Origin of the sequence: Rhizobium sp. AN68 (assembly GCF_030758035.1) — a bacterium.
Lineage (GTDB): Bacteria > Pseudomonadota > Alphaproteobacteria > Rhizobiales > Rhizobiaceae > Agrobacterium > Agrobacterium tumefaciens.
Genome location: NZ_JARWMI010000001.1, coordinates 298485 through 324501, shown reverse-complemented (window position 1 = coordinate 324501; position 26017 = coordinate 298485). Strand labels below are relative to the sequence as shown.

Annotated in this window: 19 protein-coding genes; 15 read left to right on the top strand and 4 right to left on the bottom strand. The window is 57.3% G+C overall.

Going from position 1 to position 26017, the window contains the following annotated elements; translation table 11 throughout:
- Positions 1-13 precede the first annotated feature (13 nt).
- The 7 genes from RBH71_RS01455 to RBH71_RS01425 all read left to right on the top strand — a co-directional run bounded on the left by RBH71_RS01455 (position 14) and on the right by RBH71_RS01425 (position 15379).
- Positions 14-1144 (top strand): NAD(P)/FAD-dependent oxidoreductase, encoded by a 1131-nt coding sequence (locus RBH71_RS01455; protein WP_141193931.1) that lies wholly within the window; start codon positions 14-16, stop codon positions 1142-1144.
- Positions 1145-1349: 205 nt separating this feature from the next.
- Positions 1350-2000, top strand: a complete 651-nt coding sequence (locus RBH71_RS01450; protein ID WP_323687006.1) for a LysE family translocator — start codon at positions 1350-1352, stop codon at positions 1998-2000.
- Between the two features lie 1207 nt (positions 2001-3207).
- Positions 3208-4512, top strand: coding sequence for a TolC family outer membrane protein (locus RBH71_RS01445; protein WP_323687005.1), 1305 nt, complete (start codon positions 3208-3210; stop codon positions 4510-4512).
- A gap of 551 nt (positions 4513-5063) precedes the next feature.
- A complete protein-coding gene (locus RBH71_RS01440) occupies positions 5064-8705 on the top strand; it encodes a BapA/Bap/LapF family large adhesin (protein WP_323687004.1) in 3642 nt (1213 codons plus the stop codon).
- 58 nt (positions 8706-8763) lie between these two features.
- Positions 8764-11016 carry a type I secretion system permease/ATPase gene (locus RBH71_RS01435; protein ID WP_065687694.1) on the top strand — a complete coding sequence of 751 codons (2253 nt, stop codon included), beginning with the start codon at positions 8764-8766 and terminating at the stop codon, positions 11014-11016.
- Positions 11017-12219 carry an HlyD family efflux transporter periplasmic adaptor subunit gene (locus RBH71_RS01430; protein ID WP_111803257.1) on the top strand — a complete coding sequence of 401 codons (1203 nt, stop codon included), beginning with the start codon at positions 11017-11019 and terminating at the stop codon, positions 12217-12219. It abuts the gene before it with no gap.
- A gap of 223 nt (positions 12220-12442) precedes the next feature.
- Positions 12443-15379 (top strand): Mur ligase family protein, encoded by a 2937-nt coding sequence (locus RBH71_RS01425; RefSeq protein WP_111851607.1) that lies wholly within the window; start codon positions 12443-12445, stop codon positions 15377-15379.
- Positions 15380-15408: 29 nt separating this feature from the next.
- Here the strand turns inward: RBH71_RS01425 and RBH71_RS01420 are convergent, their stop codons facing one another.
- Positions 15409-16455 carry a serine aminopeptidase domain-containing protein gene (locus RBH71_RS01420; RefSeq protein ID WP_323687003.1) on the bottom strand — a complete coding sequence of 349 codons (1047 nt, stop codon included), beginning with the start codon at positions 16453-16455 and terminating at the stop codon, positions 15409-15411.
- A 49-nt stretch (positions 16456-16504) separates the two neighbouring features.
- Here RBH71_RS01420 and RBH71_RS01415 point away from each other — a divergent pair, with 49 nt between their 5' ends.
- The 4 genes from RBH71_RS01415 (at position 16505) to RBH71_RS01400 (ending at position 18403) form a co-directional block, all read left to right on the top strand.
- Positions 16505-16657: a hypothetical protein gene (locus tag RBH71_RS01415; RefSeq protein ID WP_323687002.1), complete on the top strand. Its 153-nt coding sequence runs from the start codon at positions 16505-16507 to the stop codon at positions 16655-16657.
- 447 nt (positions 16658-17104) lie between these two features.
- Positions 17105-17314: a cold-shock protein gene (locus RBH71_RS01410; RefSeq protein ID WP_003519318.1), complete on the top strand. Its 210-nt coding sequence runs from the start codon at positions 17105-17107 to the stop codon at positions 17312-17314.
- 362 nt (positions 17315-17676) lie between these two features.
- Positions 17677-18057, top strand: coding sequence for a DUF6481 family protein (locus RBH71_RS01405; protein WP_323687083.1), 381 nt, complete (start codon positions 17677-17679; stop codon positions 18055-18057).
- Between the two features lie 70 nt (positions 18058-18127).
- Positions 18128-18403: a hypothetical protein gene (locus RBH71_RS01400; protein ID WP_003519315.1), complete on the top strand. Its 276-nt coding sequence runs from the start codon at positions 18128-18130 to the stop codon at positions 18401-18403.
- 514 nt (positions 18404-18917) lie between these two features.
- On the opposite strand, the gene RBH71_RS01395 is transcribed toward RBH71_RS01400, so the two are convergent.
- The 3 genes from RBH71_RS01395 to RBH71_RS01385 all read right to left on the bottom strand — a co-directional run bounded on the left by RBH71_RS01395 (position 18918) and on the right by RBH71_RS01385 (position 21713).
- Positions 18918-19619, bottom strand: a complete 702-nt coding sequence (locus RBH71_RS01395; RefSeq protein ID WP_323687001.1) for a hypothetical protein — start codon at positions 19617-19619, stop codon at positions 18918-18920.
- 228 nt (positions 19620-19847) lie between these two features.
- Positions 19848-20603: an SDR family NAD(P)-dependent oxidoreductase gene (locus RBH71_RS01390; protein ID WP_111801401.1), complete on the bottom strand. Its 756-nt coding sequence runs from the start codon at positions 20601-20603 to the stop codon at positions 19848-19850.
- A 168-nt stretch (positions 20604-20771) separates the two neighbouring features.
- Positions 20772-21713 carry a LysR family transcriptional regulator gene (locus RBH71_RS01385; RefSeq protein WP_111801400.1) on the bottom strand — a complete coding sequence of 314 codons (942 nt, stop codon included), beginning with the start codon at positions 21711-21713 and terminating at the stop codon, positions 20772-20774.
- A gap of 668 nt (positions 21714-22381) precedes the next feature.
- On the opposite strand from RBH71_RS01385, the gene msuE reads away from it, so the two are divergent.
- The 4 genes from msuE to RBH71_RS01365 all read left to right on the top strand — a co-directional run bounded on the left by msuE (position 22382) and on the right by RBH71_RS01365 (position 26016).
- Complete coding sequence (gene msuE / locus RBH71_RS01380; protein ID WP_162687856.1) at positions 22382-22972, top strand: FMN reductase; 591 nt, start codon at positions 22382-22384, stop codon at positions 22970-22972.
- Positions 22973-22994: 22 nt separating this feature from the next.
- Positions 22995-24098, top strand: a complete 1104-nt coding sequence (gene sfnG / locus RBH71_RS01375; RefSeq protein WP_111801397.1) for a dimethylsulfone monooxygenase SfnG — start codon at positions 22995-22997, stop codon at positions 24096-24098.
- 104 nt (positions 24099-24202) lie between these two features.
- Entirely contained in the window at positions 24203-25120 is a 918-nt protein-coding gene (locus tag RBH71_RS01370; protein WP_112361223.1) for an ABC transporter ATP-binding protein, read from the top strand.
- On the top strand, positions 25120-26016 hold the full coding sequence (locus tag RBH71_RS01365) for a branched-chain amino acid ABC transporter permease (protein WP_065662859.1): 897 nt from the start codon (positions 25120-25122) through the stop codon (positions 26014-26016). Before RBH71_RS01370 ends, RBH71_RS01365 begins: the two co-directional genes overlap by 1 nt.
- Position 26017: the final 1 nt, after the last annotated feature.

Here is a 26017-nt window from a genome sequence, read left to right as displayed (position 1 = left end):
GAAAGCCAATTCCATGACCGACAACACCATCTCTTCGGCCGTCATCATCGGCGCCGGTATCTTCGGCGTTTCCACTGGCGTACAGCTTGCGCGGCGCGGCATTAAGGTGACGATCCTCAATGACGGGCCGCCGGCCAATGGTGCCTCCGGCCGCTCGCTGTCCTGGCTGAACTCGGCACGCATGCGCTCTGAGCCCTATCATCGGCTGCGCATGGCCGGCATCGACCGGTATCGCACATTCGCGGCGCAGAATCCCGGCGCAGAATGGCTTCGCTTTGATGGCGGGTTGACCTGGGACGCGGATGACGAGCGCAACGAGATCGACGCGGCCTATCGCCACGAAGTTTCGCTTGCCTATGATGCGCAGCGCCTTTCAGCAGCCGAAGTCGCCCGCGTGGTGCCCGGTGTCGACGCCGGCGCAATCACTCCACAGGGCGCAATCTACAATCCCGGCGAAGGCTGGGTCGATTTGCCGACGCTGATTGGTGTGCTGCTTGAGGAGTTTTTCGCACTCGGTGGCGTTCTGGTAACGGACCAGGGTGCTGCACGGGTGGTGATCGAGGGTGGTCGTGTCATTGGCGCGCAAACTGCAAATGCTGTTCTCCATCGGGCGGATGCCGTCGTGCTTGCCACCGGTCCTGCCGTCCCGAAGATGGCTGCGGAAAGCGGACAGACCATTGCCGACGGGACACCGATCGCCCTTCTCGTGCAGACGAGGCCGCTCGCCCATCCCCTGCGCGCTGTTCTCAATACACCGCGCGTCGCCGTTCGCCCGGCGCCGGACAGCACATTCTCCCTGGATGCCGACTGGGCGGCCGATGAGGGTGTGACAGTGCGCGCAGACGGCAGCTATGATATTGACGATAGCGTTGTTTCAGAGCTTTTGGTTGAGGCTGCGCGGGTGATGGAAGGCAATCCGAAACTCGAGGTGGCTTCCATCGGCGTTGGTGGCAAACCGATCCCCGGCGATGGCGAGCCGGTGATTGGAGCCATCAAGAGTATTTCCGGTTACTACGTGGCCTTCAGCCACAGCGGTGCTACACTCGGCCTCATCGTGGGCGAGCTGCTCGCGTTCGAGGTTGCGACAGGCACCGAACATCCCATGCTCGCAACCTTCCGACCGGGCCGCTTCTCCCTGAATTGAGCAATGTCAGGCAGATATCGCCAAAATGAGCCGGCCGCAGCGGCCGGTTTTTCTACGATACTGAGACTGAGACGTCCGTTCCGATGCCTGACATCTGGATGCCGTTCTTGTCGACTCGAACATCAAAGGCAAAAAAGAGGATGACCTCGTGTCTGAGGCCGCCGCATGCTATTGGTAGCGCAATAAAAAACGGGCCAAAATAACTATGGATTTGGCAATTCCCAGCGCAACAAATCTCAGCCTGTTCGTCAGCGCTACACTGGTGCTGCCTCTTGTGCCGGGACCGGCAGTTCTCTACATCTTCGCGCGCTCGGTCGAGCAGGGTCGCTCTGCGGGGCTCGTTTCAATCCTTGGCATCCATACGGCCACGCTTGTGCATGTCGCCGCCGCCGCTGTAGGATTGTCGGCGCTCCTGGCATCATCCGCGCTCGCCTTCAGCGTCGTAAAGTATGCCGGCGCGGCCTATCTGATCTGGCTTGGCCTCAAAAAGCTTTTTGGCCCCTCGGATATTCCCGGCGTCGAGGGCAATTTACCCACACGGAGCCGCATGCGCCTCTTTCGTGAGGGCTTTATCGTTAATCTCCTCAATCCGAAGACCGCACTATTCTTTCTGGCTTTCTTGCCGCAGTTCGTTGAGGTCAACCGTGGCCATGTGGCTATGCAGATCGCTTTTCTCGGGTTTGTTTACACAGCGATTGGCGTTCTGACGGACAGCTCTTACGCACTTGCCGCCGGCACGGCCGGCAAGTGGCTGAAGCGCAGTCCCGCGTACCTGAAGGCTGAACGCTGGGTCAGTGGTTTCGTGTATATCGGTCTTGGCTTGACGGCCGCTTTTGCTGGCAATCAGAAGAAATAGGCCATCCTGCGAGTCCATGTCGAACTGCGACCGTCAGTGCACTTCACGCTATCTGTGGCGCGCTTAGGTATATTTCCGTTCATGGCAATTTGGACCTCGTCGTGGGAACAAGTTTTGCGACTTTCAGGAGGTTTTGCTACGGCTGCGGATGGAATCTATCACACGCCCCGTTGGGCCTTCTAATCGAAGGCGATCAAGTGACAGGATGAGTTTGAGTTAGGCAAATAGAATCTCTGCTTTTTTCCTGTGACGCCTCAACGTAACATAGGATTCAGTTTGACGATACCGCGTGCCATTGCGCGAGCACCCTCGAGGATGCAGCTTCGTAACTTGCGTGCCGGGGCGTTCAGACGGCATGGTCGCTAGAAATCGCCCCAATACTTTGCGGACAACCCGCCATCCAATTTCAACGTGGGGGACCCAGAGGACGCTCTCTGCAGACCGACACGAGGCCAACATAGCCTAGAAACTAGCGTTACTCCCACACTCGATGACCTATCATGCGAACGCACGCAAATCGAATGCCTGTACAAAGCGGTCGAAACCACGATCGCTCTCCGCCCTCGAAATTGGTCCAACTGATCAATCCTGACTTCAGGATGGGAAATCATGCTGGCAAAATCGGACTCATCGGTATCAGGCCAGGGTCGCAGATTGGATCGCTGTGTCGTGATGCGCCTTCATATAGCTTCACATCCGTAGCGGGCTACGACGTCGGTCAAACTGGTAATTGCATCAACAACCTATCTTGCGACGCCAAATATTAGTAGCACGCACCTGCGTGTGCAATTGGAATAAACATTAAATTTATTGGCAGGTTTGCATCACTATTGCGCCCCCCCCAAAGCAGATGATCAGGTAACAGCAGCATAGAGAACTGGTTGAGCAAACGCCCCTGGATCATGCCTTAAGCGATATACATGGTTATTATTCACTTGACCTGATTAACCAATCGTTAACCATGTTTGCCTAGTTCTGTCTCCAAAGCCGGTTTTATGTCGGTAAATCAAAGCCATGGTCTCGTTCCTCGTACTGGCAGGTTGCTCATTCTTCCCGTCAGAAGGTGGAACGTTAAATGCGATTTAGTTGGCTTCCAGCGTTTGTTTGCGTCATCGCCGCGGGTATATTGACAACTGGCTGTGCAAATCGCTCCAGCGCCAACATCCGACAAGCGGGCCCCGGGAATCCTGAAGCTTCCGGCAAAGACATGCAACTTGGTAACGCGGATCTTCCGGGCGTGATCGGGACGATATCGGAACCCGTCAGGCCGGCGAAACGCGAACGAACCGAACACAAGGGCCCCTTGTCAATCGAAACTGCTGTGAGAAAGGCAGTCGATTGGCATCCCGCTGTCACGGAAACCATAGGTCGGCTTCGTCAGCAGACCGAGTCGGTCAATGAAGCTCGTGCCGGTTATCTTCCCAATATGAGTTGGGGACTCGACTCTTCCTATAGCACCAATAGATCGGATCGCTACAGTCCAGATTTGAACTTCAATGTCTCGCAGATGCTTTATGATTTCGGTAAAGTGGACAACCGGGTCAAAATCGCCACTGCGGGAATTGCGGGCCGGAAGTCGCAGGTTATGATGGCTGTGGACGATCTGGCGCGCGAAACGGCGTATTCAGTGATCGAAATACAGCGCAATCGCTCATTGGGAAGTGTTGCGCGTGACCAGATAAAGGATGTGAAAGCGATCTTGGACCTGGTGAAGTCGCGCACCGACAAGGGCGCAAGCACGCGTTCAGATCTGCTGCAAGCCGAAGCGCGTGTTCAGGCCGCAGAAGCCACATTGTTGGAGATCGAGGGGCAATTATCGCGCTGGGAAGCGATCCTCGCGAATTTAAGCGGTATCGACGGACCCGTCGATGTATCGGACACACTGCCGGCATGGCTGTCTAAGTCCTGCAGTTCCACAAATCCGGACTGGTCGCGCGTGCCGGCAGTCATGCAGGCAGCGGCAGATCGCGAAGCGGCGACCGCGCAGATTGCTCTTGCGAAAGCCGAAGGGTTGCCGACACTGTCGCTCGACGCTGGAATTGGTGTCGACGTGACGGAACTCAGCCCATTTGATCCCGACTACAGTGTCGGGCTAAAGGTTACGGGCAGCCTCTACAATGGCGGTGCGACGAGCGCTAGACGCAACATGGCCGTCCAGGCGCTTGGAGCATCACAGGCTGCAGAAGCGCGCGCGTTGGTTGATATCTTGAGGAACCTGACGGAAGCCAGTAGTCAGATTTCAAGTAAAGAAAGTCTGCGCCGCTCGCTCTCGACGCGTCAGTCAACGATGCGACAGACGCGTGATCTCTATCGAACACAATATGTTGAACTCGGGACGCGAACACTGCTTGATCTGCTCAACGCCGACCAGGAACTCCATGCCGCCAGGTTCGATATCAGCAACATCAAGTATGACCTGCACAGGTTGAACATCGACTGCACGTTCAATAGTGGACGAATGCGGGAAGCCTTCTCGCTGGAAGGCCAAACCGTCCAGGGCATTTCCCTTTAGCGGACGGTAGCAACGGCCGGCCCTTAAGCGACATATATTTGATTTTAATCAATTTTTTAAACGCAAAGTTTCTCTCCTGGTTCGCGCCTAGGCTTGATTAAACAGTATCACGGGGAAGGTCGGATCGCCGCAAGATACGACCATAACGGGTGTTGACCAAAAATAGAATTGGTCTCACACGTGATTGCCGACCGATGATAATGCAAGCCGTCCCCAAGAGAAATCGACCATGACTTCGCACTGTTGCCACCCTCATATATAAGAGGGGAAAACATATATTAGATCTCGGAATTACCGTTACAAAAGAATTTCCTAATGCTCTTCCCGGTTGTTTTTTTCTTGCAGAGTCCATTTTTTATGCAATTATGAGGGTGGGAGAGGCGATCGGAAGACTATTTCCGACGTTTAGATAAACCGATCCGTTGATTTTGGGGCTGCTTGCTTCTCAGCGGTCGTCGCTTGCGAAAATCCAGTTTCTTACATGTTGCCTGATGTCACGGGCGGCAGGAATTTCTGTCGCCGATGTTACCGCGTTGCAGGAGGACAGTTTCATGGTTGCGATCGTTACCGACAAGGCCGCCGGTGGTTCTCAGACCGTGTCGCTCGATAAACTTGATATCGAAAAACCGAGCATCGTGCGGATTCGCGCGGATAAAAATGAGGTCTCCGACTTCGTGCGCGACGGTGACGATCTCCTTCTTCGGATGCGTTCCGGCGAGACCATCCGCATCGGACACTTTTTCCGCGAGATGGATGGTGAGCACAGCGAGCTGGTGCTGGAGGATGAAAATGGCAACCTCTGGCTGGGTGAGCATAGCGACGGCTTGGCTGACTTTCGTTTTTCACAAATAGAGGGCGTAGATCAACTGGTTGGCGCCGCTACAAGTGACGGCTCCGTCCTCGGTCTTGTCGCTCTGGGCCTGCTGGCTGGCGGGGGAGCCCTCGCTCTTGGAGGATCTTCCAGCGATGACGGTGATGCTGACGCCGACGCAGATGCTGACGCAGATGCTGACGCGGATGCTGACGCAGATGCCGATGCCGATGCCGACGCGGATGCGGATGCCGACGCTGACGCGGATGCGGACGCCGATGCAGATGCCGACGCGGACGCTGATGCCGACGCCGACGCGGATGCTGACGCCGACGCAGATGCGGATGCGGATGCTGACGCGGATGCCGACGCCGATGCGGATGCCGACGCTGACGCCGATGCTGATGCAGATGCAGATGCAGATGCCGATGCGGACGCGGATGCCGACGCTGACGCAGATGCCGACGCCGATGCGGACGCGGATGCCGACGCCGATGCCGATGCCGACGCCGACGCCGACGCGGATGCCGATGCTGACGCGGATGCCGACGCCGATGCGGATGCCGACGCTGACGCCGATGCTGATGCAGATGCAGATGCAGATGCCGATGCGGACGCGGATGCCGACGCTGACGCAGATGCCGACGCCGATGCGGACGCGGATGCCGACGCCGACGCCGACGCCGACGCGGATGCCGATGCGGATGCGGATGCGGATGCCGATGCGGATGCCGACGCTGACGCTGACGCGGATGCGGACGCCGATGCAGATGCAGATGCCGACGCGGATGCGGACGCCGATGCAGATGCAGATGCCGACGCGGACGCTGATGCCGATGCCGATGCCGATGCCGATGCCGATGCCGATGCTGACGCGGATGCGGATGCCGATGCGGATGCCGACGCTGACGCTGACGCTGACGCGGATGCGGACGCCGATGCAGATGCAGATGCCGACGCGGACGCTGATGCCGACGCCGACGCCGACGCCGATGCCGACGCTGACGCCGATGCCGACGCGGACGCCGATGCAGATGCAGATGCCGACGCGGACGCTGATGCCGACGCCGATGCGGACGCGGATGCTGATGCCGACGCGGATGCTGACGCCGACGCCGATGCGGATGCCGACGCGGATGCGGACGCCGATGCAGATGCCGACGCGGACGCTGATGCCGACGCCGATGCCGATGCGGATGCCGACGCTGACGCTGACGCCGATGCGGATGCCGATGCGGATGCTGATGCCGACGCGGATGCAGATGCCGACGCGGATGCGGACGCCGATGCGGATGCTGACGCCGATGCGGATGCCGACGCTGACGCCGATGCGGATGCCGACGCTGACGCCGATGCGGATGCGGATGCCGACGCCGACGCTGACGCCGATGCGGATGCTGATGCCGACGCGGACGCAGATGCCGATGCGGACGCAGATGCTGACGCCGATGCGGATGCTGACGCCGACGCCGACGCCGACGCGGATGCAGATGCAGATGCCGACGCGGATGCGGATGCAGATCTCGAGCCCACGGACGACGTGGCCTCAGCTGAAGTGAATCTCTTGCCGACAGTGACGGAAAATGTTCCGCTTGGAAGCGACACCTACCTCGCTGTCGTCAGCCTTGCAGGTCTCGATCTTCAGCTATTTGCAGATACAGTCGAATTTGACGTGGCGACCGGTCACAAACAGGATCTCAATTTCGATTTCAGTGGAATACTCGGGGCTGGCGTTCTCGGCGACTATAGTCTTGTCGTGCAAAAGTGGGACGCCGCAACGCAGCAATGGACAAGCATTGACGGTGGAGGACCTGCCACGATCCTATCACTGTCACTTTTTGGCGGAACAAGCGGCACCGTACCGGGACTTGATCCGGGAGAGTACCGCGCATTCATGGGATTTACGGGCCTGCTCGGCGTAGGAGTTGGTGGCACATTAACCCTTGATGGCACCGACTATAATTTTACTGAAGTTGGAGGTTATGAAGCTGTCGAGGTGAGCGGCAACGTCATCGATAATGATGACGTACCGGCCGGAACAACAGTTCAAAGCGTCGACAGCCAGACTGTTGATCAGGATGGGACTACTGTACAAGGCGATTTCGGCGAGCTTCTGATCCTAGCCGATGGCACCTATACCTACACGCCGTTCGCGAATGGAGCGGGAATCGGCAAGGTCGACAGGTTCGAATACACGGTAGTGGATGCAGACGGCAATATTGGCACTGCCACCCTTTATGTCCAGATTGGCAGCGACAATGTGACTATGACCTGGAGTGACACCGACCCGAGCCTTCCAGCGACGTTCGAATTTGCCGCGACGGGCGATAGCGCAAACGCTTCGGTCGTTTGGGACAATGTCACGGACGACAATTTCTATACCACCACAGGTTCCACATTGCTCTCAGGGGGCCTGGGGCAGACGAGCACATATATCAGCAGCAGCTTCGTCATTACTGATAGTATGGAGGTCTCTGGCAGCATTAGCGTTTCCGTTTTGCTTGCTGCGCTGTCGAATGGGGCGCTCCATCTCGAACGAGAAACGACACCAGGCAGCTGGCAGCAGGTGGCAACCGATTCCTTCAACATCATTGTTGGAGGTCTCGGCACCGTGGCATCGATCGACCTCTCTGAACTTGATCTGGCTGCCGGCACGTACCGTGTCCGCTCCACTTTGAGTGGCACGTTGGTAAACGTCTCGGCGACCATAACGACTGATATCGATGTGACATATACGGACCAATATGAAGTCGGGACTGCGACCGGTGATAGCGGCAACCTGCTTGCCAATGACGATCTGGGCTCCACTTTCACGAAGTTCCAAATATTTGACGGAACGAGCTTCGTTGATGTGACGGATGCCAGAACGATCGATGGCGAATATGGTACACTGACCATCAATGCGGATGGCAGCTACAGCTACGCGCTGAACCCGGATCTCGCGCATTTCAATACGCCGCAAACCGACACGTTTGAATATCAGCTGATCCATCCTTCAGGAGTGGCTGAGCAATCCTCGCTGGTCGTGACCGTGGATCCCTCCGGCGCGGGCGTGCCGGATCAGGCCATGATGTTCGTAGCCGAAGACATATCCGGTCTTGATACCATCGACGTTACGGCAAGCGACGACCCGCCCGCATCAAATTCGGACAATGACGACCGGCTCTCTCAACTGATTGAGGACGATACGGAGGAACTGACGGTACCGCTCGACGATCTGGCTGCCCTCAGCGAACCTGAGGACGGTGACGCCGATCTGAGTTCAACAGAAGAGCGGACGGATATATTCGAGATGCCCGAGCCGGTGGAACTGCCTGTCGATCCATTCGGGCACCTGGTGGCCGAGGATGAACTGAACCCCACGCAGTCGACTGTAGTCTGAACGATCCAAGGCCGGCATGGGGGCATCAATGCCCTCATGTCGTCACAAAGGAATATCCATGCCCCTTTCCGACATGACGACGGAACAATGGCCTGATCCTAATGCTGCCGGCACTGATTTTGCGAGCTGGAGCGAGGCCCTCCAATATGTGGCACGTCATTATGGTGTGCCGTTCTCGCCCGGCGGGGCACAACAACTCGCCGAAGGACTTCAGGCGATCGAGACATATGATTGGCTTGCGCGCCTGGCAAGCAAAATGGGCCTGCAGATAAAACAGGCAGCCCCGACACCGCGCCTACTCAGCAGCTGGCGATTACCGGTTATCGTAAAGCTCTCGGACGGTGCCGTGGGCGTCGTAACGGGTCTTTCTGCGAGGAAGGACGCGTCCATCGTGCTGAGCGGAGAAGGCAGCGTTGCAACGGTCTTGCCGCTAGACGTTCTGCTGTCGCAGACCGAATTCATCATCCTGGCGCGGCCGCAACGCGGAACCGTCGATGAGCGGGTCGACGGTTACATTGCCCCTTACCGGGAACATTGGTTCCGTTCGATCGCATTTCGCGACTTCGGCTCCTATGGTCATGTCATGCTGGCATCACTTGTTGCCAACATTCTGGCGCTGGCCGGCGTGATGTTCTCAATGCAGGTTTATGACCGGGTGGTGCCGGCCAAGTCCTTCAACACGCTTTATGTCTTGTTCATCGGTGTGCTGATGGCCGTGTTCTTCGACTTTATCATGCGCCGTCTGCGCACCCGCATCATCGACATCATCGGCAAGCGCACAGACATGCGAATCTCCGATCTAGTTTTCGGTCATGCGCTCCGGGTAAAGAACCAGGAACGGCCCACCTCAACTGGCACATTCATTGCCCAGTTGCGCGACCTGGAGCAGGTGCGCGAACTTTTGACCTCCACCACAGTGTCAGCAATTGCCGACCTTCCATTCTTCATCCTGTTCCTCTTCATCTTCTGGCTGATTGGCGGACCGATTGTGATCATCCCGGTTGCGGCACTGTTGCTTCTAATCTTGCCGGGCCTGTTGGCACAGCGCAGGCTGCGTGCTGCCGCCAGTGAGGCAATGCGGGAATCCTCACTGCGCAATGCCATGCTCGTCGAAGCCGTTCAGGGCATAGAGGACATCAAGACACTACAGGCTGAGGATCACTTTCAGCAGCGCTGGAACCATTACAATGCCGTGTCTGCTGACGGACAGCTTCGCCTGCGCGCCATTACCAATGGTCTTGCCGCGTGGAGCCATACAGTGCAAACTGGAACATTCGCCGCCGTGGTCTTCGTCGGCGCGCCGATTGTCATGGAAGGCAACATGACCACGGGCTCCCTCGTTGCCTGCTCCATTTTAGGCTCCCGCATGATGGCGCCCATGGCGCAACTGACACAAATCCTCGGTCGATTTCAGCAGGCTAAAGTCGGGTTGAAGAGCATCGATGCCATTCTGCGCATGCCTTCGGATCATCCCGACAACGAGACACGAGTAAGTGTCTCCACCCTGCGTGGCGCCTACAGGATCAAGGGTGCTGCTTTTCACTACGGTAAGGGTACAGGCCGGCCGGCGCTTGCCATCGGTGACCTGACAATTGCCGCTGGTGAAAAAGTTGCCGTTCTGGGCAAAAACGGCGCGGGCAAATCGACCCTTCTCCTTGCTATGGCGGGCATGGTTGAACCGGCAGCCGGTGAATTGCTGATCGATGACCTTGCACTTTCACAGATCGACCCTTCCGATCTCCGTCGCAATGTAGGGCTGTTGACGCAGGATATGCGCCTGTTTCACGGCACGATCCGTGAAAACGTCACCCTAGGCGCATTGCACGCACCCGAACCATTGCTTCTTGAGGCACTTTCGATGACGGGAGCGGATGATTTCGTGCGAAAGTTCCCTCGTGGTCTCGACCACCCGATCCTTGAAGGTGGAAGAGGCCTCTCAGGCGGACAGAAGCAGGCATTGCTATTGGCACGCCTTCTCATTCGTGACCCATCCGTCGTCCTGCTCGATGAGCCCACCGCAGCAATGGATGAAGCGACCGAGCGTGAGTTCATAAAACGCTTGCGATCCTGGAGTGCGGAGCGAACGGTCGTCGTCGCAACGCACCGCATGCGCGTTCTTGAACTTGTTCAGCGCATCGTCGTTGTAGAGAGCGGGCAAATTGTTCTCGATGGCAGCAAGGAGGAGGTTCTCAACACCCTACGTGGTGTCAAAAAAACTGTGCCGCCGAACGGCGTGCGCCGAAAAATGTCGGAAGCGAAGCCCGCAGCGGCGGCCAACAGCTTTCCATTCAAGACGACACAGGAGGTGTAAATGGCGGCATTCAGCGAACGCGATTGCTCCAGGCGCGGCGGTTGGGCATTCGGCGACGATGACGGTCGAAACCTCACCCGGTCCACACGCGTCGTGCAACTTTTCGTCGCTCTTCTGGTGGCTATGCTCGTCTGGGCCTATTTCGCAACGCTTGATGAGGTCTCAACCGGCGATGGCCGTGTCATCCCCACCAGCCGCGAACAGGTCATACAATCACTGGAGGGGGGTATTGTCGCAACGCTTCATGTGCGCGAGGACCAGGTGGTCGAGCCCGGCCAGATTCTCGCGCAGCTTGATCCCACAAGAAGCGAATCCGATGTTGAGGAAAGTGCCGCAAAATATCGTGCTACGCTCGCTGCCGCGGCGCGGCTTGAAGCTGAAGTCAATGGCACGCCACTGACTTTCCCCGCGGCGCTGAACGCTTATCCTGGACTGACGGGATCGGAGACTGAACTTTACACGGCGCGACGGCACGCGCTGGAGGAGTCGCTGCGCTGGATCGAGGAATCCCTTTCGCTTGTCGCAAGTGAACTGAAACTCAACGAAGAACTGAGGTCCATCGGGGCGGCCAGCAATGTCGAGGTCATCCGGCTACGAAGGCAGATCGTTGAACTCGAACTCAAGAAGGTCGAGATCAAGTCTGAATATCTCGTGAAGGCGCGCGAGGAACTGACGAAGGCGAATGCGGAGGTCAATTCGCTCTCCCCGGTGGTGACCGGCCGGGCGGATAGTCTTGCTCGCCTGACACACCGTTCACCGGTACGCGGCATCGTCAAGAACATCGAGGTGTCGACAATCGGCGGTGTTGTCCCGCCCAACGGCAAGCTCATGGACATCATCCCGCTTGGTGATGAGCTTCTCATCGAGGCGCGCATATCGCCACGCGACATCGCCTATATCCATCCGGGCCAACGCGCGAGCGTCAAGATCAGCGCTTATGACTACGCCGTCTATGGCAGTCTCGACGGCAAAGTCACGACAATTTCGCCCGACACGATACAGGATGAAGTCGACCGGGAGATTTACTACTATCGCGTATTCATCAAGACCGACAAGGACGCGCTGGTCAACGCCGCCGGTCGTGAGTTTCCGATAGTGCCGGGCATGGTCGCGAACGTCGATATTCATACGGGTGAAAAGACCGTACTGGAATATCTCGTCAAGCCTTTCAACAAGGCCCGGGAGGCATTGCGTGAACGTTGAGGCAAGAGTGGACCTGGCAAGGAAACCACGGGACATAAAACAGCGGCTTTCGAGTATTCGGACCTTTCTGCGCGGCCGGGTCCGCCCACTGGCACAGCCGCTGCCATCCGTGACGTTGTTCTTTTCGGTATCCGATGGTGACAAGCGCGCCCGTGTCATTAATGCGTCAGGGCCATCGCTTGAGTCGGCATGGCAGCAGGGAGTAACCAGTCTGTTCGCCGCCATGGCCTCCGAAAACATTGAGGGGCGTTGGCTCCGTGTCGATTGGGTAGAGATTGCCGAACAGACGACATGGCCTCAGCTGCGTGCACTACTCGGCAAAGTGAAGCGAAACTATTTCCGCTTTGGCATCGCGCTGGATCCGGCATTCCGCCATGCCTTCACGGAACAGGAGCTGAACGCAAATGCGATGCTCTATGGCGGCAACACCATCACCAATGCCGTGCTGAATGAGAAGAATTTCAGCATTTATGCTCGCGCTCGCTATGAAGATCTGCCAGCTCTCAGCTTTTCGCAAGACAAAGCGATCTTTCTCTTTTCGACAAAAGGTGTCTTCTGCGATGAAGCCGATAGGCTCCACGCAATTGAGGGAATGGGCATTGAAGCCGGACGCCGGACAATCGACAGGCTGGACGGCGGGGTGGTCCTGTCACTTATTCGTGACTCCTCTAGGTATCTTGCACGACAGGTCGAAGCAGACGGATTCTTTGTCTACGGTTACCATGCCTGTTTCGACCGACGCATAGAGGCCTATAACGCCTTGCGGCACGCGAGCACGACCTATGCCATGATCGAGGCCTGGGAAGTCACCCATGACGCGCAGCTGAAAAATGCGATCGAACGCGCGCTCGTCGCTCTCGAGGCCAGGCTGATCAAGCCTGCCGTCCTTCCCGATGGCACGCAAGCTGCGTTCCTCGTTGAGGCCGACGGTGAAATCAAGCTTGGCGGCAACGCCGTTGCGCTACTCGCCCTGACGAAATACATGGCGGCCACCGGTAAAAAAGAATGGAGGGGACTTGCAGACCAGCTCGCTCTCGGCATCCGCCACATGCAGAATCCGCAGACCGGCGCCTTCGTGCATGTCCTTCATTTTCCCGGTCTTGCCATCAAACAGAAATATCGCACCATCTATTACGAAGGCGAGGCAGCCTTCGGTCTCATACGACTCTACGACCTGACCGGCGATGAGAGGTGGCTAGAAACCGTTGAGCGGGCATTCAATCACTTCATCGCCCGCGATCACTGGAAACATCACGATCACTGGCTCGGCTATTGTGTCAATGAACTGACGCGTCACAGGCCCGAGGAGCGCTACTTCCGTTTTGCCATCCGCAACATCGCTGACTATCTCGATTTCGTGGAGAACCGGATCACCACCTTCCCGACATTGCTCGAATTGATGATGGCCGCACGCCAGACGCTGTCGCGGATTGCTGCCGAACCCAAATTGCACGGCCTACTGAGTGACATCGATTTGGTGCATTTCGAAAGGGCGCTTGAGAAACGCGCCCGCCATCTGCTAAACGGCCATTTCTGGCCGGAAATGGCGATGTATTATCGCAAGCCCGACCGTATCGCCGGCTCATTCTTCATCCGTCACCATGCGTTCCGGGTGCGGATAGACGATGTCGAGCACTACCTTTCCGGCCTCGTTGCTTATCGCAGCTATCTTAGAGAGCGGGCAGCTTTCCGCGAACTTGTACGCCAACATGCCGCATCTGACAGGCTCCGTGTCGCCAGATTATCGAAGTCAAAGGTCATTCCTGGTGGCAGGCAGTGGAATGCGGCGCATATCGCTGCCGCGACTGGCGGCACCTGGGTTCGTCAACCGCCCCACGGCTGGACTGCAAAGGGTCTTTGCACCTACGCACCTGCCATGCAACCTGCAGACATGGTCGTCTTGCGTGGCAATGAGGACGCAACAGGCGTGCCGGTGAATGCACTGATCAATCGGGCAAAACCGGCAGGTTTCATGACAACAGAACCGGATCTTGCCAGTGGCCAGCAGGGGCCGGTGCTGAAGGTTGCGGACAATATGCAAGCCGTTCTGGCGATGGGCGACTATGCGCGCAGCCGGATGACTGGCAGTGTGTTGGCCGTGACCGGTAGTGCCGGTAAGACGACAGTTGTCGCCATGCTTGCCCACGCGCTTTCGGCTTGGGGCAATGTCGCCAAAAGCAACCATAATGCGAACCTGCCCGCCGGCGTGGCGTGGAACCTTGCTTCCATCCCGTGGGAGACCCCACATGTGGTGCTGGAACTCGCCATCGGCAAAATGGCCATAAGTGCCCGTATGGCGCGTCCGAAAGTCGCTATTTTTACCAATGTTCTACCTGCCCACCTAGGCGAAAAAAGCACGGTTACCGACATCGCACGGACCAAAAGCGCGATATTTCTGGGCATGGAGCCGGGCGACACGGCTGTCCTCAACCGCGATATGCTTGAATGGGACACGGTGCATGATGCGGCTTCTCGGCGAAAGCTTGACATTGTCACCTACGGCACCTCGGAGGAATGCATGTGCCAGCTGCTGCGCTATGACGCGGCAAGCCGGCACGCTCATGCGCGGATCAGGAACCGGGAGGTCAGCTTCTTGATCGGCGCGGCCGGATCTCACATGGCGCTGAATGGCCTGGCCGTTCTCGCAGCGATCTCCGTACTCGGTCACCCACTCGAACCAGCGATCGCCCAACTGGAAAGTTTCGCCGCTCTGCCGGGACGCGGTGAAGAAATTCACCTCTTGCTTGACGGACGGCGGCTCACCGTGATCGATGATGCCTATAACGCCAATCCGGGTTCGATGCGCGCTGCTCTGGCCCGCCTGGGTGATCACATAGGTGGGCGGCGGATTGCTGTTTTGGGAGAGATGGCGGAACTTGGCCCCGGCGGGGCCGCCTACCATACCGAGCTCGCAGCCTTTATACAGGACCGGTCGATCGATGAGGTGTATGTTACGGGTGACCTTTATAGCGACTTCTGGAAAGCGCTTTCGCCGTCCTCGCGTGGTCTCTATGCCGAATCTCGTCAGGCACTGAAGGAAATTCTTCGTGAGCGTCTGGTAGACGGGGACACGGTTCTTTTCAAGGGTTCGCACAGCACAGGAATGCACGAACTGGTAGAATGGTTGAAGAATAACGCCGACCGCAGCACCCTCACGTAGGCCAGTTTGCACGCGGCCAAAGCGAACCGCTACTTGAATTGTTCAAGTTCCATTTCATGCACGGCACGACGGATTTCGACCGGGGACTTGCCTCGAGCGATCAGGGCAGCAGCGAGGCGACCGTGATATGCCAGAATATGGCGTTGGCGGTCCTTCGCCTGAACGTAGACGTGGTGTGGCTCAAAGCCTGCGGCGCGCAGACGCCTGACATAAAAGAGCTGACTGAAAAATGGTACGGTACGATCTTCCGGATCGGACAGAATATAGATCTCTGGCCGATGATCGGCCGGAATACGGTCGATTTCATCAACGGGATCGTAAAATTCTGATGAATTGTAAAGCAGTTTGCCAGGAACTCGCCGCCGCCGCTCCCAGAAGGCGGATACCTGCTTTACCGAAACCAGACCGGAGGTGATAACGGCTGCCGAGATGTCCCTGCGCCGGTTCATGAGGGCGGCAACAATCTGTCCGCCTGCGGAATGACCCGCAAGGATGAAAGTTGATACCTTATGCCTTTCTCTGATCAGGTCGAGCGCGCGATCCATCAGCGCAATTTCGCGCAGATGGCGACGTTTGTTATGGTCGCCAGAAGAACCATATATGCCCGGGCGGGCAATGAAGATTGCGGGATAGCCGGATTGTAGCGCCCAATCCGCCATTTCTGCTGCTATCGTGGCAGGTGACTGGCGCAGATAGGAATCTGATATGAAACGCACGCCTTTGGAATTGCGCAACATCACGTCGCCACCGAAATAAACCAGGGCCGTCTGGTTTTGGCCATCTACCAGCCCCTGCGGATAATACCGAATGCAATCGCCCTTGCCGTCGACTTCGATCCACAGACCGTGAGGGACGGCGGAGCATGATCTTGCCGATGCGTAAGACCCGTTCAGAGCCTCAAAGGGGCTGAAGCTCTCGTCGTTCTTGAAAATGGTCAGTTCACGCGGCTTTGGGAGTTCGAAAGGACCAAGTCTTGGTGCATCGGCCAGCGCGGATTGCGACGCCCCGGGAATAGCGAGCGCGAGCAAAACCCAACGCGCGATCCACCAGGAAAGCCTGGGCTCTTGCCTGTTCATGGTTTCACTCCGTACGTCATCGCGTTCGTATTATTAGGAACAGTCACCAATGTTAGAGCTCCGCCAGCAATCCTTGCATCATTTTGCCAAAAACATGCCGGTACGTCACCTCCTTGATTACCGCGCACGTCGAGGCGCGATCGACGATCTGGATCGAGACAAGCTACCCTGCTTCATCTTCACGATGCTCACCATCGCGTGATGTCGATCGCGGCCCAGCAAAAGAAATTCCAACCGCACGAAGCGCCGTAAAACGCCATGCCTACTCGACCCAGCTTGGAGCGCGGATTCCGTGGAAGTCGGCGTGTGGATGACATTGATTGCCGACGCCATTTGAGGTTGCGCAGCCTAACGTTCTTCTCGAGGTGGGATAAGCTGTCTATAAATCCGGAGTAATTCAAAGCACCAGCCTCATGCAACGCTCGGGAAGAACAACCTTAAGGCGAATACACATAATATGAAAACTAATCGTTGACGCGACGACTTCTGTCCGTTATACATAAATCATCGATCTTTTGCTTGCCGAGCTTTGTCTACCGCGCGATTGGCACCGCGCTTTAAGCGAACTTCCATTTCAAAAATAGTCGGTTTCCTCGCTGCGCAGCATCAGCTTCGCGGTCCTACACTCTATGCTTTGAAAGGGTTCAAAATGACCACTGGCACAGTAAAATGGTTTAATTCCACTAAAGGCTTCGGCTTCATCCAGCCTGACAATGGCGGCGCTGATGCGTTCGTTCATATCTCCGCTGTCGAGCGCGCCGGAATGCGCGAGCTCGTTGAAGGCCAGAAGATCGGCTTCGAACTCGAGCGCGACAACAAGTCGGGCAAGATGTCTGCTACCAATCTGCAGGCCGCATAAATCAAGATTTGCTTCCCTTTGACCACGGATGTACTGGCACTGTCGGAAGCTGCTTCATTAAGGTCAGGCGTTTTGCCTGGCCTTTTTCGTTTCGGTTTCAAGCCGAACCAATTGAGATTGCAAGAGCAGAAAAACAAAATGGATCCGGCTCGCAGACGACGATCTGCCTCACCGGCATCCAGATGTTATTTTTCTGTCAAAAGCAACCTTGCGGTAGTGTCGGAATACGGCGCCCACGCTCCGTAGACCGAATGGCTGCCAGCGGCACGTCTTGCCAAGAAGGCAGGGCACTGCTCCATCAGTCCGGTCATAAATCGCGCCAAAACGCGATGATCTCTCTTCCACTCATTATCAGGATATCCATGAAGAACGCCCGAAACAATGACGTCGCCGACCGTCGCGCCGCATCTACCGAAGCCAAAGCTGCTCTGCTCAATGCGTACCGCGCGGCAAAGACCGCTTTAGAACCTTCCAGGCTGGCAAGACAGGCAGAACGAGCAGCCATTGCCACAGCTCGAGAAGAGCGACGTCTTCAACGCGAGCGCACGAAGCTTGAAGAACAACAGCGTATCGAGACCGACGCTTTGCAGCGCCAGGCAGCGATTGAGGCGGCCGCAGTCGCAGAAATCGAAGCGCGGGAGAGTGCCGAAAAGGCACGTATAGCCAGAGTCATTGAAGATGAGACAATGCGAAAGGCTGAACGCGACCGGCGCTACGCTAACCGCAAGGCAAGACAAGCCTAACCTTGTCCTTGCACGCCGACCCCGCAACATGACGGCATCATGCTGGTGACACTCTAACGAAAGCAGCCCCATGGCACCGGATAATAACGAGCTCCAGGCAATCAACACGTCGTGGCAAATCGCTATCCAGGAAATCCTGCGCATGGTCATTCGCGACATGTACCATGACGGTGGAGAAGCGAATTTCAAGGCCCATATAAAACGTATTGAAGAAGCTGCGGTCGACAGCATCCACTCCGATCTTCGACTTCGAGGAACCGACGAGTGGACTGAAGTGCTTGTAAAGGAACGGGCGAGCAACTTCGTGACGACATTGCTGACGTCCTTCACTTACGACCGTGCCTGACCCCGGACATCGGTTTCAATGAGGAACCGAGCCGATTTCCAAGGAGAAGTGCGCCACCTCCGAGTACGATTTTCTGATGAGGGTTTGGTTGAGGGATTGGCTTTTTCTCCTTTCTCTGTGCCATGGTGGCCGAGCTGGCCTTAAAGCTGGAACTGACGTGCCCGGTATTCCACATCAGTGGATCGAGCTCTCGGCTCCGTGAGAGCTAATAGTTTATTCAATCACGGTCTGTTCGATCATTTTGCCCATGCGGATCTGAGCGCGACTGGTGGCCGGCCCTCGCAACTCGCCGCACTATCAGCGAGCATTGAGGCAACGCAGCGAGCCACTTTCCTCGACCAGCAGACCAAGTGGAAAGACGTTGGCGTCGATTGACGCGTAAACGACCTGTTCAAGGCTGTCTGGCGGGGCGCGTGGACAAATCGCTGACAGCACACGGACCTACCGGGTGTTTTAAAAGCAATAATTGTCCCACGGTCGCGGCATGACGGTTATCTGCTAACCGCATTAGCCGCTATGCGACTAAGAACGCGGTTACTTCATCGGCCAAGCCAGCGAGAAAAGTGTGTCGATCTGGATGAGGTTCCGGGACATTTGGTGGCAATTCGTCCATGTATGTGAAATGGCCGGCATCGGGATCAACTTGGAGCGCCACAGATGCCTGGGCGGTTAGTACATCCATGAGAAAACGAGACTGGGCCGGGGGCGTGATTGTGTCCTTGGCTCCCACCCAGATTTTCATCGGCATCTTGATACGGTCAAGCGCACCTGGACGGCGGAAGAAGTCCGTTGGCGGAGCCAAGACGGCCAGTCGCTCGAGGCGTGGCGTGGAGCCTCTAATCAGTTGCTGCCCATCAAGGGTTTCGCCCTCGGCACCTTGAAGGGCGAGCATGGCCGTAGCTCCAATGGAATGCCCGATACCCACGATGGGGAGATTGCTGGAGGTGCAATCGTCTATAGATGCTTCGAGCCTGCGGATGCGCATGTCCAACTCGGCCTTGGTCGGGGCGATTGAGGTCAGCATTTCAAAGTGTGGTGCGATGACCGTGCAATTCCCGTTCGCCAAGGTCTGCAGCAAATGACGGTGGCGTGACGGATTACCGCCACGACCGACTGCGAACAAAGCAATCCACTTTGGGTTCTTGGCCTCAACCCGAGTAATGGTAAAAGATTCCAACTCATTGGATACGATGCCGATATTGGATTCAATTTCCATATTTTCTCTCAATCATCAGAATAAGTTTATCATCGTCTTCCGCGATAAACGAAGCCAACGTATCTCATTCATTGAAGTCCTGACCAGTCAGCGATTCAACGTTGCTTTTTGGAGGCCGTTTGAACCAGAGCGACTTCATCGAAACAGATTGGTGCATTCTGATGGGTCTGTGAACGCTGGTGCCCCAGGAGAAAAAAGAGCGGGCGCGGCCCGCTCCCGTCCAAGGATTTAGACCTGGGCTTGGCCACCATCGGCAAACAGTTCGGCGCCGTTTACGAAGCTCGCATCGTCGGAGGCGAGGAAGAGGGTCGCCTTGGCGATTTCGTCGGGCTCACCGACGCGACCGAGCGGAATACGGGAAGCTAGGTAGTCGATCAGACCCTGCTGCTGCTCCTTGTCATCACCAGCAAGCTCCACGAGTCCGGGCGTGCGCGTTGCTCCGGGGGAGACGACGTTGACGCGGATGCCAGTGCCCTTGAGATCGAGAGCCCAGGAGCGGGCGAGGTTGCGGACGGCCGCTTTGGAGGCTGAGTAGACCGAGAATGCGGCCGTGCCTTCTGTGCCGGCGGTCGAACCCGTTAGAACGATCGACGAACCCTGACCCATCAGTGGCAGAGCCTTTTGAACAGTGAAGATGACCGCCTTCACATTGCGAGCGAACGTGTTGTCAACCTGCTCTTCGGTGATTTCGCCGAGGGGAAGCATGCTGCCGCCGCCGGCGTTGACGACCAGGACATCAAGGCGTCCCTGTTGCGACTTCACCTGGGCGAAGACTTCGTCGAGTTCGTCGTTCTTTGCCGAGTCCGCCTGTATGCCGACGGCGCCGTGGCCGATCGTTGCGACGGCCTCGTCCAGAGCGTCCTTGCGGCGACCTGTAATGTAGACCCGGGCTCCTTCGGCTGCGAAAAGCCTGGCGGTCGACAGGCCAATGCCGCTCGTTGCACCGGTCACGATTGCAATCTTATTTGCTAGTCTCTTGGTCATTTTATTCTCCTAAGGCTGGGCGCGCGAAAGGGTCAGTCCGAATTCGCGGCCTGTTGACGGTCTAAAGCTATGCGGGAGGTGGCGCCGGCCTTGGGCCTGTCGTCGCCGTCCGATGTGCAGAACGTAATTCCTCAGCCCTGCAGGGAGAAGCCAGTTCGTATGGAGACATTATCCATCTGTATGGACAGTCTCCGTCGCCGCGCCGCGCCTTGCGTCGACGCCTTCAAACACTTTCGCCGCCCAGTCCGAGAATGCCCGCAGCCGCGGGTTTGAAAATCTGTCAGCGGGATAGACCAGGTGCAGAACATGGTTTTCAGGCTTCCAGTCAGGAAGCAGTTCGATCAGCAAACCCTTGTCGATATTAGGTCTTGCCAGGAAGCCGAAACTTTGGCCGATACCCAACCCGGCTAGCAATGCATTCAAATGCGCCGTGCTTTCGTTGAGGGAAATGCCGCTTGACATCGGCATATACTCGGTCTGCTCGTTGCCGCGCTGGAAGCGCAGCGGGAACCGTTTACCGGACGACGCCGAAAAATAGCTGACGACACGATGCGCCTGAATGTCGTCTGGATGCATCGGCAGTTCTTTTCCGGCGAGATAAACTGGCGCTGCGCAGAGCACATAGTCGAGTTCGCATAGCTTCCTCGCCCTGAGGGATGAATCGCCAAGTGAACCACCACGAATGACGCAATCGATCCCTTCGCCAATAAGGTCGACAGATCGATCACTGACGCCGAGAAGCAGGTCTATCTGCGGATACTGGCGCTGGAAGTCCCAAAGGGACGGGATGAGGATCCGGTTCGCCAGGACAGAACCAATATCAATCCGAAGCCTTCCTTTGGGCGCGCTGCGGGCGCCAGCGACGGTGCCGTCCATGTCGTCCAGATCCGCAAGCAGGCGAAGGGCGCGCTGGTGATAGGCAATACCTTCCGTGGTCATTGTCACCGACCGGGTGGTCCGCTCAACGAGTTTCGTCCCGAGATGTGCTTCAAGATCCTGCACGAGCTTGCTAACTGACGACCGTGGGAGATTCATTGTGTCCGCAGCCTTGGTAAAAGATCCGGCTTCGGCGACGCGAACGAATGTTCGTATGGCGAGTATCTGGTCCATGCAACGCCCTGCAGATTAGGTCTACGATAACCGACTATATCGGAACCGCGACCAAGACCATTTAATTTCTTGCTCTCAGTCGGTCGCGTGCCTCCAACAAGACCTCGAATGCTGATTGTCGCTAAAACACAGTCGACGCCATACATGCCGGAGGTTTGGCTTCTCTGTGCAGAGAGGTCCGGTAAATGGTCCGTTTTCGGTCGGTTTCGTCGCCCCAATCGGTTTGATGGTAAGGCGCGGCATGGCGGCGGCAAGCAAAATGCCATGCCGGAAAGACCGCACGCAGTCGATGACACCTATCCTGCGCACATGCGCTGACTTGGGCGCTACCAAAGTGTGCATTTTATCGACGTAGATCGCTCGTCAGTCATTCACCAATCGAAGCGGGGCGGTTCGATGGCTGGCATACAATTAATACAGTGAAATGAGCCACACCCTCATTCAATTCTGGTGAGGGAGAACGCGACTGTTTTTGTATGTCGGTCACGACAAACGAGCGACGTGGCGCCTAAACGCTTCGCTGCTCACTGGCACTGCCTGCTTAGTCCTTTGCGTCAGAGGGCGAATGCACAAGATTGGTTTCCTCAAAATGCCCTCACTTTGGAATTTGCATCTTTGATTATCTATGAAAACTATAGAAATTAAAGGTAACAGGAGTGAGGCGAACAATGAACGTACTTGGAATAAGCGGCAGCGTTAAACAACCGTCACGCACGGCAAGCATTGTCTCGGACATCCTGAACTCGATCGAGAGACGGGCAAGCGTCTCTGTGGACACGGTCGATCTGGCTGTGGCGGCGCCGATCCTGTTCAGGGCTCTTCGCGCAGATCAACTGGATGAGGCCGGCCGCAGGATTATTGATGCTGTGGAAGCTGCCGACGTACTTGTCGTCGGTTCGCCTGTCTACCGCGCATCCTACACCGGCGCGTTAAAGCATCTCTTCGATCTCGTCGATTTCCGTGCGCTTCAAGGCAAGCGCGTGATCCTTGCGGCAACGGGAGGTACAGCACTGCATGGCCTCATGCTGGAGCATCAGTTCAGGCCGCTGTTCGGCTTCTTTGGCGCGGTTACTGTGCCAACGACGGTCTACGCCGTTGAGGCGGATTTCACCGGATACACGCTCTCGAACCCCGTGGTTGAGGCGCGCGTCGAGCGTGCCGCCGCCGAATTGATCGATCTACTGCCAGCCAGAAACCTTGTCGCCGACGATCACCGTTCAGCCCTTCGCCTCGTTTCACAAGACGCGGTCGCGAACTGACATCAGAAAAGAGGAGATTTCCATGACTGAACACCACGCCGAGCCCGTGAAATTTGCCTATTGGGTGCCGAATGTATCCGGCGGCCTCGTCATCTCGAACATCGAGCAGCGCACCAGCTGGACAATTGACTACAACCGCAAGCTCGCGCAGATCGCCGAAGCGAGCGGCTTCGATTACGCGCTGAGCCAGATCCGCTTCACCGCCGGCTACGGTGCCGAATTCCAACATGAATCCGTGTCGTTCAGTCACGCTCTGCTGGAATCGACGACGACGCTGAAGGTCATCGCCGCCATTCTGCCTGGTCCGTGGAACCCCGCGCTTGCCGCCAAACAGATTGCCACGATCAATCACCTCACCAACGGTCGCGTTGCCGTTAACATCGTCAGCGGCTGGTTCCGCGGCGAGTTTCACGCCATCGGCGAGCCTTGGCTCGATCACGACGAACGCTACCGCCGTTCGGAAGAGTTCATCCGGGCTCTGCGTGGCATCTGGACGGAAGACAATTTCACCTTCCGCGGCGATTTCTACCGCTTCAACAACTACTCCCTCAAGCCGAAGCCGATTGATCCGCAGCCGGAAATCTTCCAGGGCGGTTCGTCGCGTGCGGCTCGCGATATGGCGGCCCGCGTATCCGACTGGTATTTCACCAACGGCAACACGCCGGAGGAAATCGCCAAGCAGGTGAATGACATTCGCGTCAAGGCCAAGGAAAACAACCATGCGGTCAAAGTCGGCGTGAATGCCTTCGCCATCGTGCGCGAGACCGAGGAAGAGGCGAGAGCCGTGCTTGCCGAGATCATCGAAAAGGCCAATCCGGAAGCGGTCAATGCCTTCGGCCATGAGGTAAAAAATGCCGGCAAGTCTTCTCCCGAAGGCGAGGGCAACTGGGCGAAGTCCAGCTTCGAAGATCTTGTTCAGTATAATGACGGCTTCCGCTCAAACCTGATCGGCACGCCGCGGCAGGTTGCCGAACGCGTGGTGAACCTCAAACGCGCCGGGGCTGACCTTATCCTGCTGGGCTTCCTGCATTTTCAGGAAGAAGTCGAGTATTTCGGCAAGCATGTCATCCCGGTCGTGCGCGAACTGGAACAGGCGGAAATCAGCGTAGCAATAGCTGCGGAGTAAGATTGCAAATCAGACGGCAGCGGCCTTTGGCCGCCGCCTGCACCACGGGGGACCGCCTCCGTGATTGGAAACCTGTGCCCATTGGGCGGAGCATGGACTGAACGATGTCAGCATCGAGTTTTCTGGTTGCAAGTCTTGGCGCGGAGGTGGCGATCCCAACGGACATTCGCCAACACATTGCCTTGCCCAGCGAGCATGTCGGGCAAGAACCCCGCGCGGTGGACGCCGCCAAAGAACTTGTGCTGGAGCTTCGCGGTATTGACCTCTCCTTTGGAGGCGTCGTCGCTCTGGAGAATATCGACCTGGCCGCGCAGCAGGGCGAAATCCTGGGTATTATCGGGCCCAACGGCGCCGGCAAGAGTTCGCTGATTAATGTTATCTCAGGCGTCTACCGCCCGGATCGTGGCCATGTAGCGATTAATGGCAAAGCCTATCGTCCAGTGCCGACTGAGAAGCTCGCCAGTCTCGGCGTGGCGCGGACGTTCCAGAACCTCGCCTTGTTCAAGGGTCTCAGTGTTCTCGATAATGTTGCCACGGGGCGGGCTTACGCCGAGCAGGCAAATTTCCTGAGCCAGATAGCCGGTCTGCCGAGTGCTCGCCGCGAGCAGGCCGATGCCCGCGAGCGGGCAGGGCGGATCATCGATTTTCTGCATCTGACGCCCCATGTTGACCGGCTTGCCGGCACGCTGCCCTATGGATTGCAGAAGCGGGTGGAACTCGCGCGTGCGCTTGCCGCCGAGCCACGCATTCTGCTGCTTGACGAGCCCATGGCTGGCATGACGGCGACGGAGAAGAACGAACTTGCCGATTATGTGCGTCTCGCGCGTGACGAATATGCGGTCACCGTCGTTCTGATCGAGCATGACATTGGCGTGGTGATGGGTCTTTCCGACCGCATCGCGGTGCTCGACTACGGGCGCAAGATCGCCGATGGCACGCCTGCGGAAATTGCCAGCGATCAACGTGTCATCGATGCCTATCTCGGCGCTGCGCCGGAAAACGAAGACGGGGAGGGTATCTGATGGCTGCGTTTGATTGGTTGTTCTTTACCGAGGTGCTGGTCGGCGGGTTGCTCTCCGGGGTCATGTATTCCCTCGTCGCCATCGGGTTCGTGCTGATCTACAAGACATCGGGTGTCCTAAACTTTTCGCAGGGCGCACTTCTCCTGTTCGCCGCGCTGACCTTTGTCAGCCTTGTCGAGCGTGGCGTGCCTTTTGTGGCAGCCTTTGCCATTACCTTTGCCATCATGGTCGTCATCGGTGTTGCGATCGAGCGTACGGTGCTTCGCCCGCTCACCAACAAGCCACCGATCACGCTGTTCATGGCGACGCTTGGCCTATCCTACATCATAGAGGGAGCGGCCCAACTCCTCTGGGGTACGCAGGTTCATGGGCTTGATCTCGGTATCGAGGACATTCCCTTTGATGTCGGTGGCGTTTTCATCAGCCAGTTCGACATCTTTGCCGCAGTCGTCGCGGCTGGCATGGTGGCGGCTCTCTCGGCCTTCTTCCGCTACACCCGCATCGGCCTCGGCTTCCGCGCCGTCGCGGATGACCAGTTCGCGGCGCTTGCCGTCGGTCTCAAGCTGCCCTGGATATGGGCGAGCGTTTGGGCGGCGGCAGGCCTCGTTGCCCTGGTCGCCGGGCTGCTCTGGGGTGCGCGGCTCGGGGTGCAGTTCTCGCTGTCGCTGGTAGTGCTGAAGGCTCTGCCGGTGCTCGTTCTCGGCGGCTTCGATTCCATTCTAGGCGCGATCATCGGTGGTCTGATTGTCGGCGCGTCGGAAAAGCTCGCCGAGGTCTATATCGGTGAGTACTTCGGCGGCGGCATCGAGGGGTGGTTTGCCTATGTCGTGGCCCTTGCCTTCCTGCTGATCCGCCCGTCCGGGCTCTTCGGTCAAAAGCTCGTGGAAAGGGTCTAAT

Coding starts and splice junctions, on each gene's coding strand:
- RBH71_RS01390 (WP_111801401.1), bottom strand. CDS start 20,603: ATGACCAAGAGACTAGCAAATAAGATTGCAATCGTGACCGGTGCAACG.
- RBH71_RS01415 (WP_323687002.1), top strand. CDS start 16,505: ATGTTAGAGCTCCGCCAGCAATCCTTGCATCATTTTGCCAAAAACATG.
- RBH71_RS01450 (WP_323687006.1), top strand. CDS start 1,350: ATGGATTTGGCAATTCCCAGCGCAACAAATCTCAGCCTGTTCGTCAGC.
- RBH71_RS01395 (WP_323687001.1), bottom strand. CDS start 19,619: ATGGAAATTGAATCCAATATCGGCATCGTATCCAATGAGTTGGAATCT.
- RBH71_RS01385 (WP_111801400.1), bottom strand. CDS start 21,713: ATGGACCAGATACTCGCCATACGAACATTCGTTCGCGTCGCCGAAGCC.
- RBH71_RS01410 (WP_003519318.1), top strand. CDS start 17,105: ATGACCACTGGCACAGTAAAATGGTTTAATTCCACTAAAGGCTTCGGC.
- RBH71_RS01370 (WP_112361223.1), top strand. CDS start 24,203: ATGTCAGCATCGAGTTTTCTGGTTGCAAGTCTTGGCGCGGAGGTGGCG.
- RBH71_RS01405 (WP_323687083.1), top strand. CDS start 17,677: ATGAAGAACGCCCGAAACAATGACGTCGCCGACCGTCGCGCCGCATCT.
- RBH71_RS01425 (WP_111851607.1), top strand. CDS start 12,443: ATGGCCTCCGAAAACATTGAGGGGCGTTGGCTCCGTGTCGATTGGGTA.
- RBH71_RS01440 (WP_323687004.1), top strand. CDS start 5,064: ATGGTTGCGATCGTTACCGACAAGGCCGCCGGTGGTTCTCAGACCGTG.
- RBH71_RS01430 (WP_111803257.1), top strand. CDS start 11,017: ATGGCGGCATTCAGCGAACGCGATTGCTCCAGGCGCGGCGGTTGGGCA.
- RBH71_RS01435 (WP_065687694.1), top strand. CDS start 8,764: ATGCCCCTTTCCGACATGACGACGGAACAATGGCCTGATCCTAATGCT.
- RBH71_RS01420 (WP_323687003.1), bottom strand. CDS start 16,455: ATGAACAGGCAAGAGCCCAGGCTTTCCTGGTGGATCGCGCGTTGGGTT.
- RBH71_RS01365 (WP_065662859.1), top strand. CDS start 25,120: ATGGCTGCGTTTGATTGGTTGTTCTTTACCGAGGTGCTGGTCGGCGGG.
- msuE (WP_162687856.1), top strand. CDS start 22,382: ATGAACGTACTTGGAATAAGCGGCAGCGTTAAACAACCGTCACGCACG.
- sfnG (WP_111801397.1), top strand. CDS start 22,995: ATGACTGAACACCACGCCGAGCCCGTGAAATTTGCCTATTGGGTGCCG.
- RBH71_RS01455 (WP_141193931.1), top strand. CDS start 14: ATGACCGACAACACCATCTCTTCGGCCGTCATCATCGGCGCCGGTATC.
- RBH71_RS01400 (WP_003519315.1), top strand. CDS start 18,128: ATGGCACCGGATAATAACGAGCTCCAGGCAATCAACACGTCGTGGCAA.
- RBH71_RS01445 (WP_323687005.1), top strand. CDS start 3,208: ATGCAACTTGGTAACGCGGATCTTCCGGGCGTGATCGGGACGATATCG.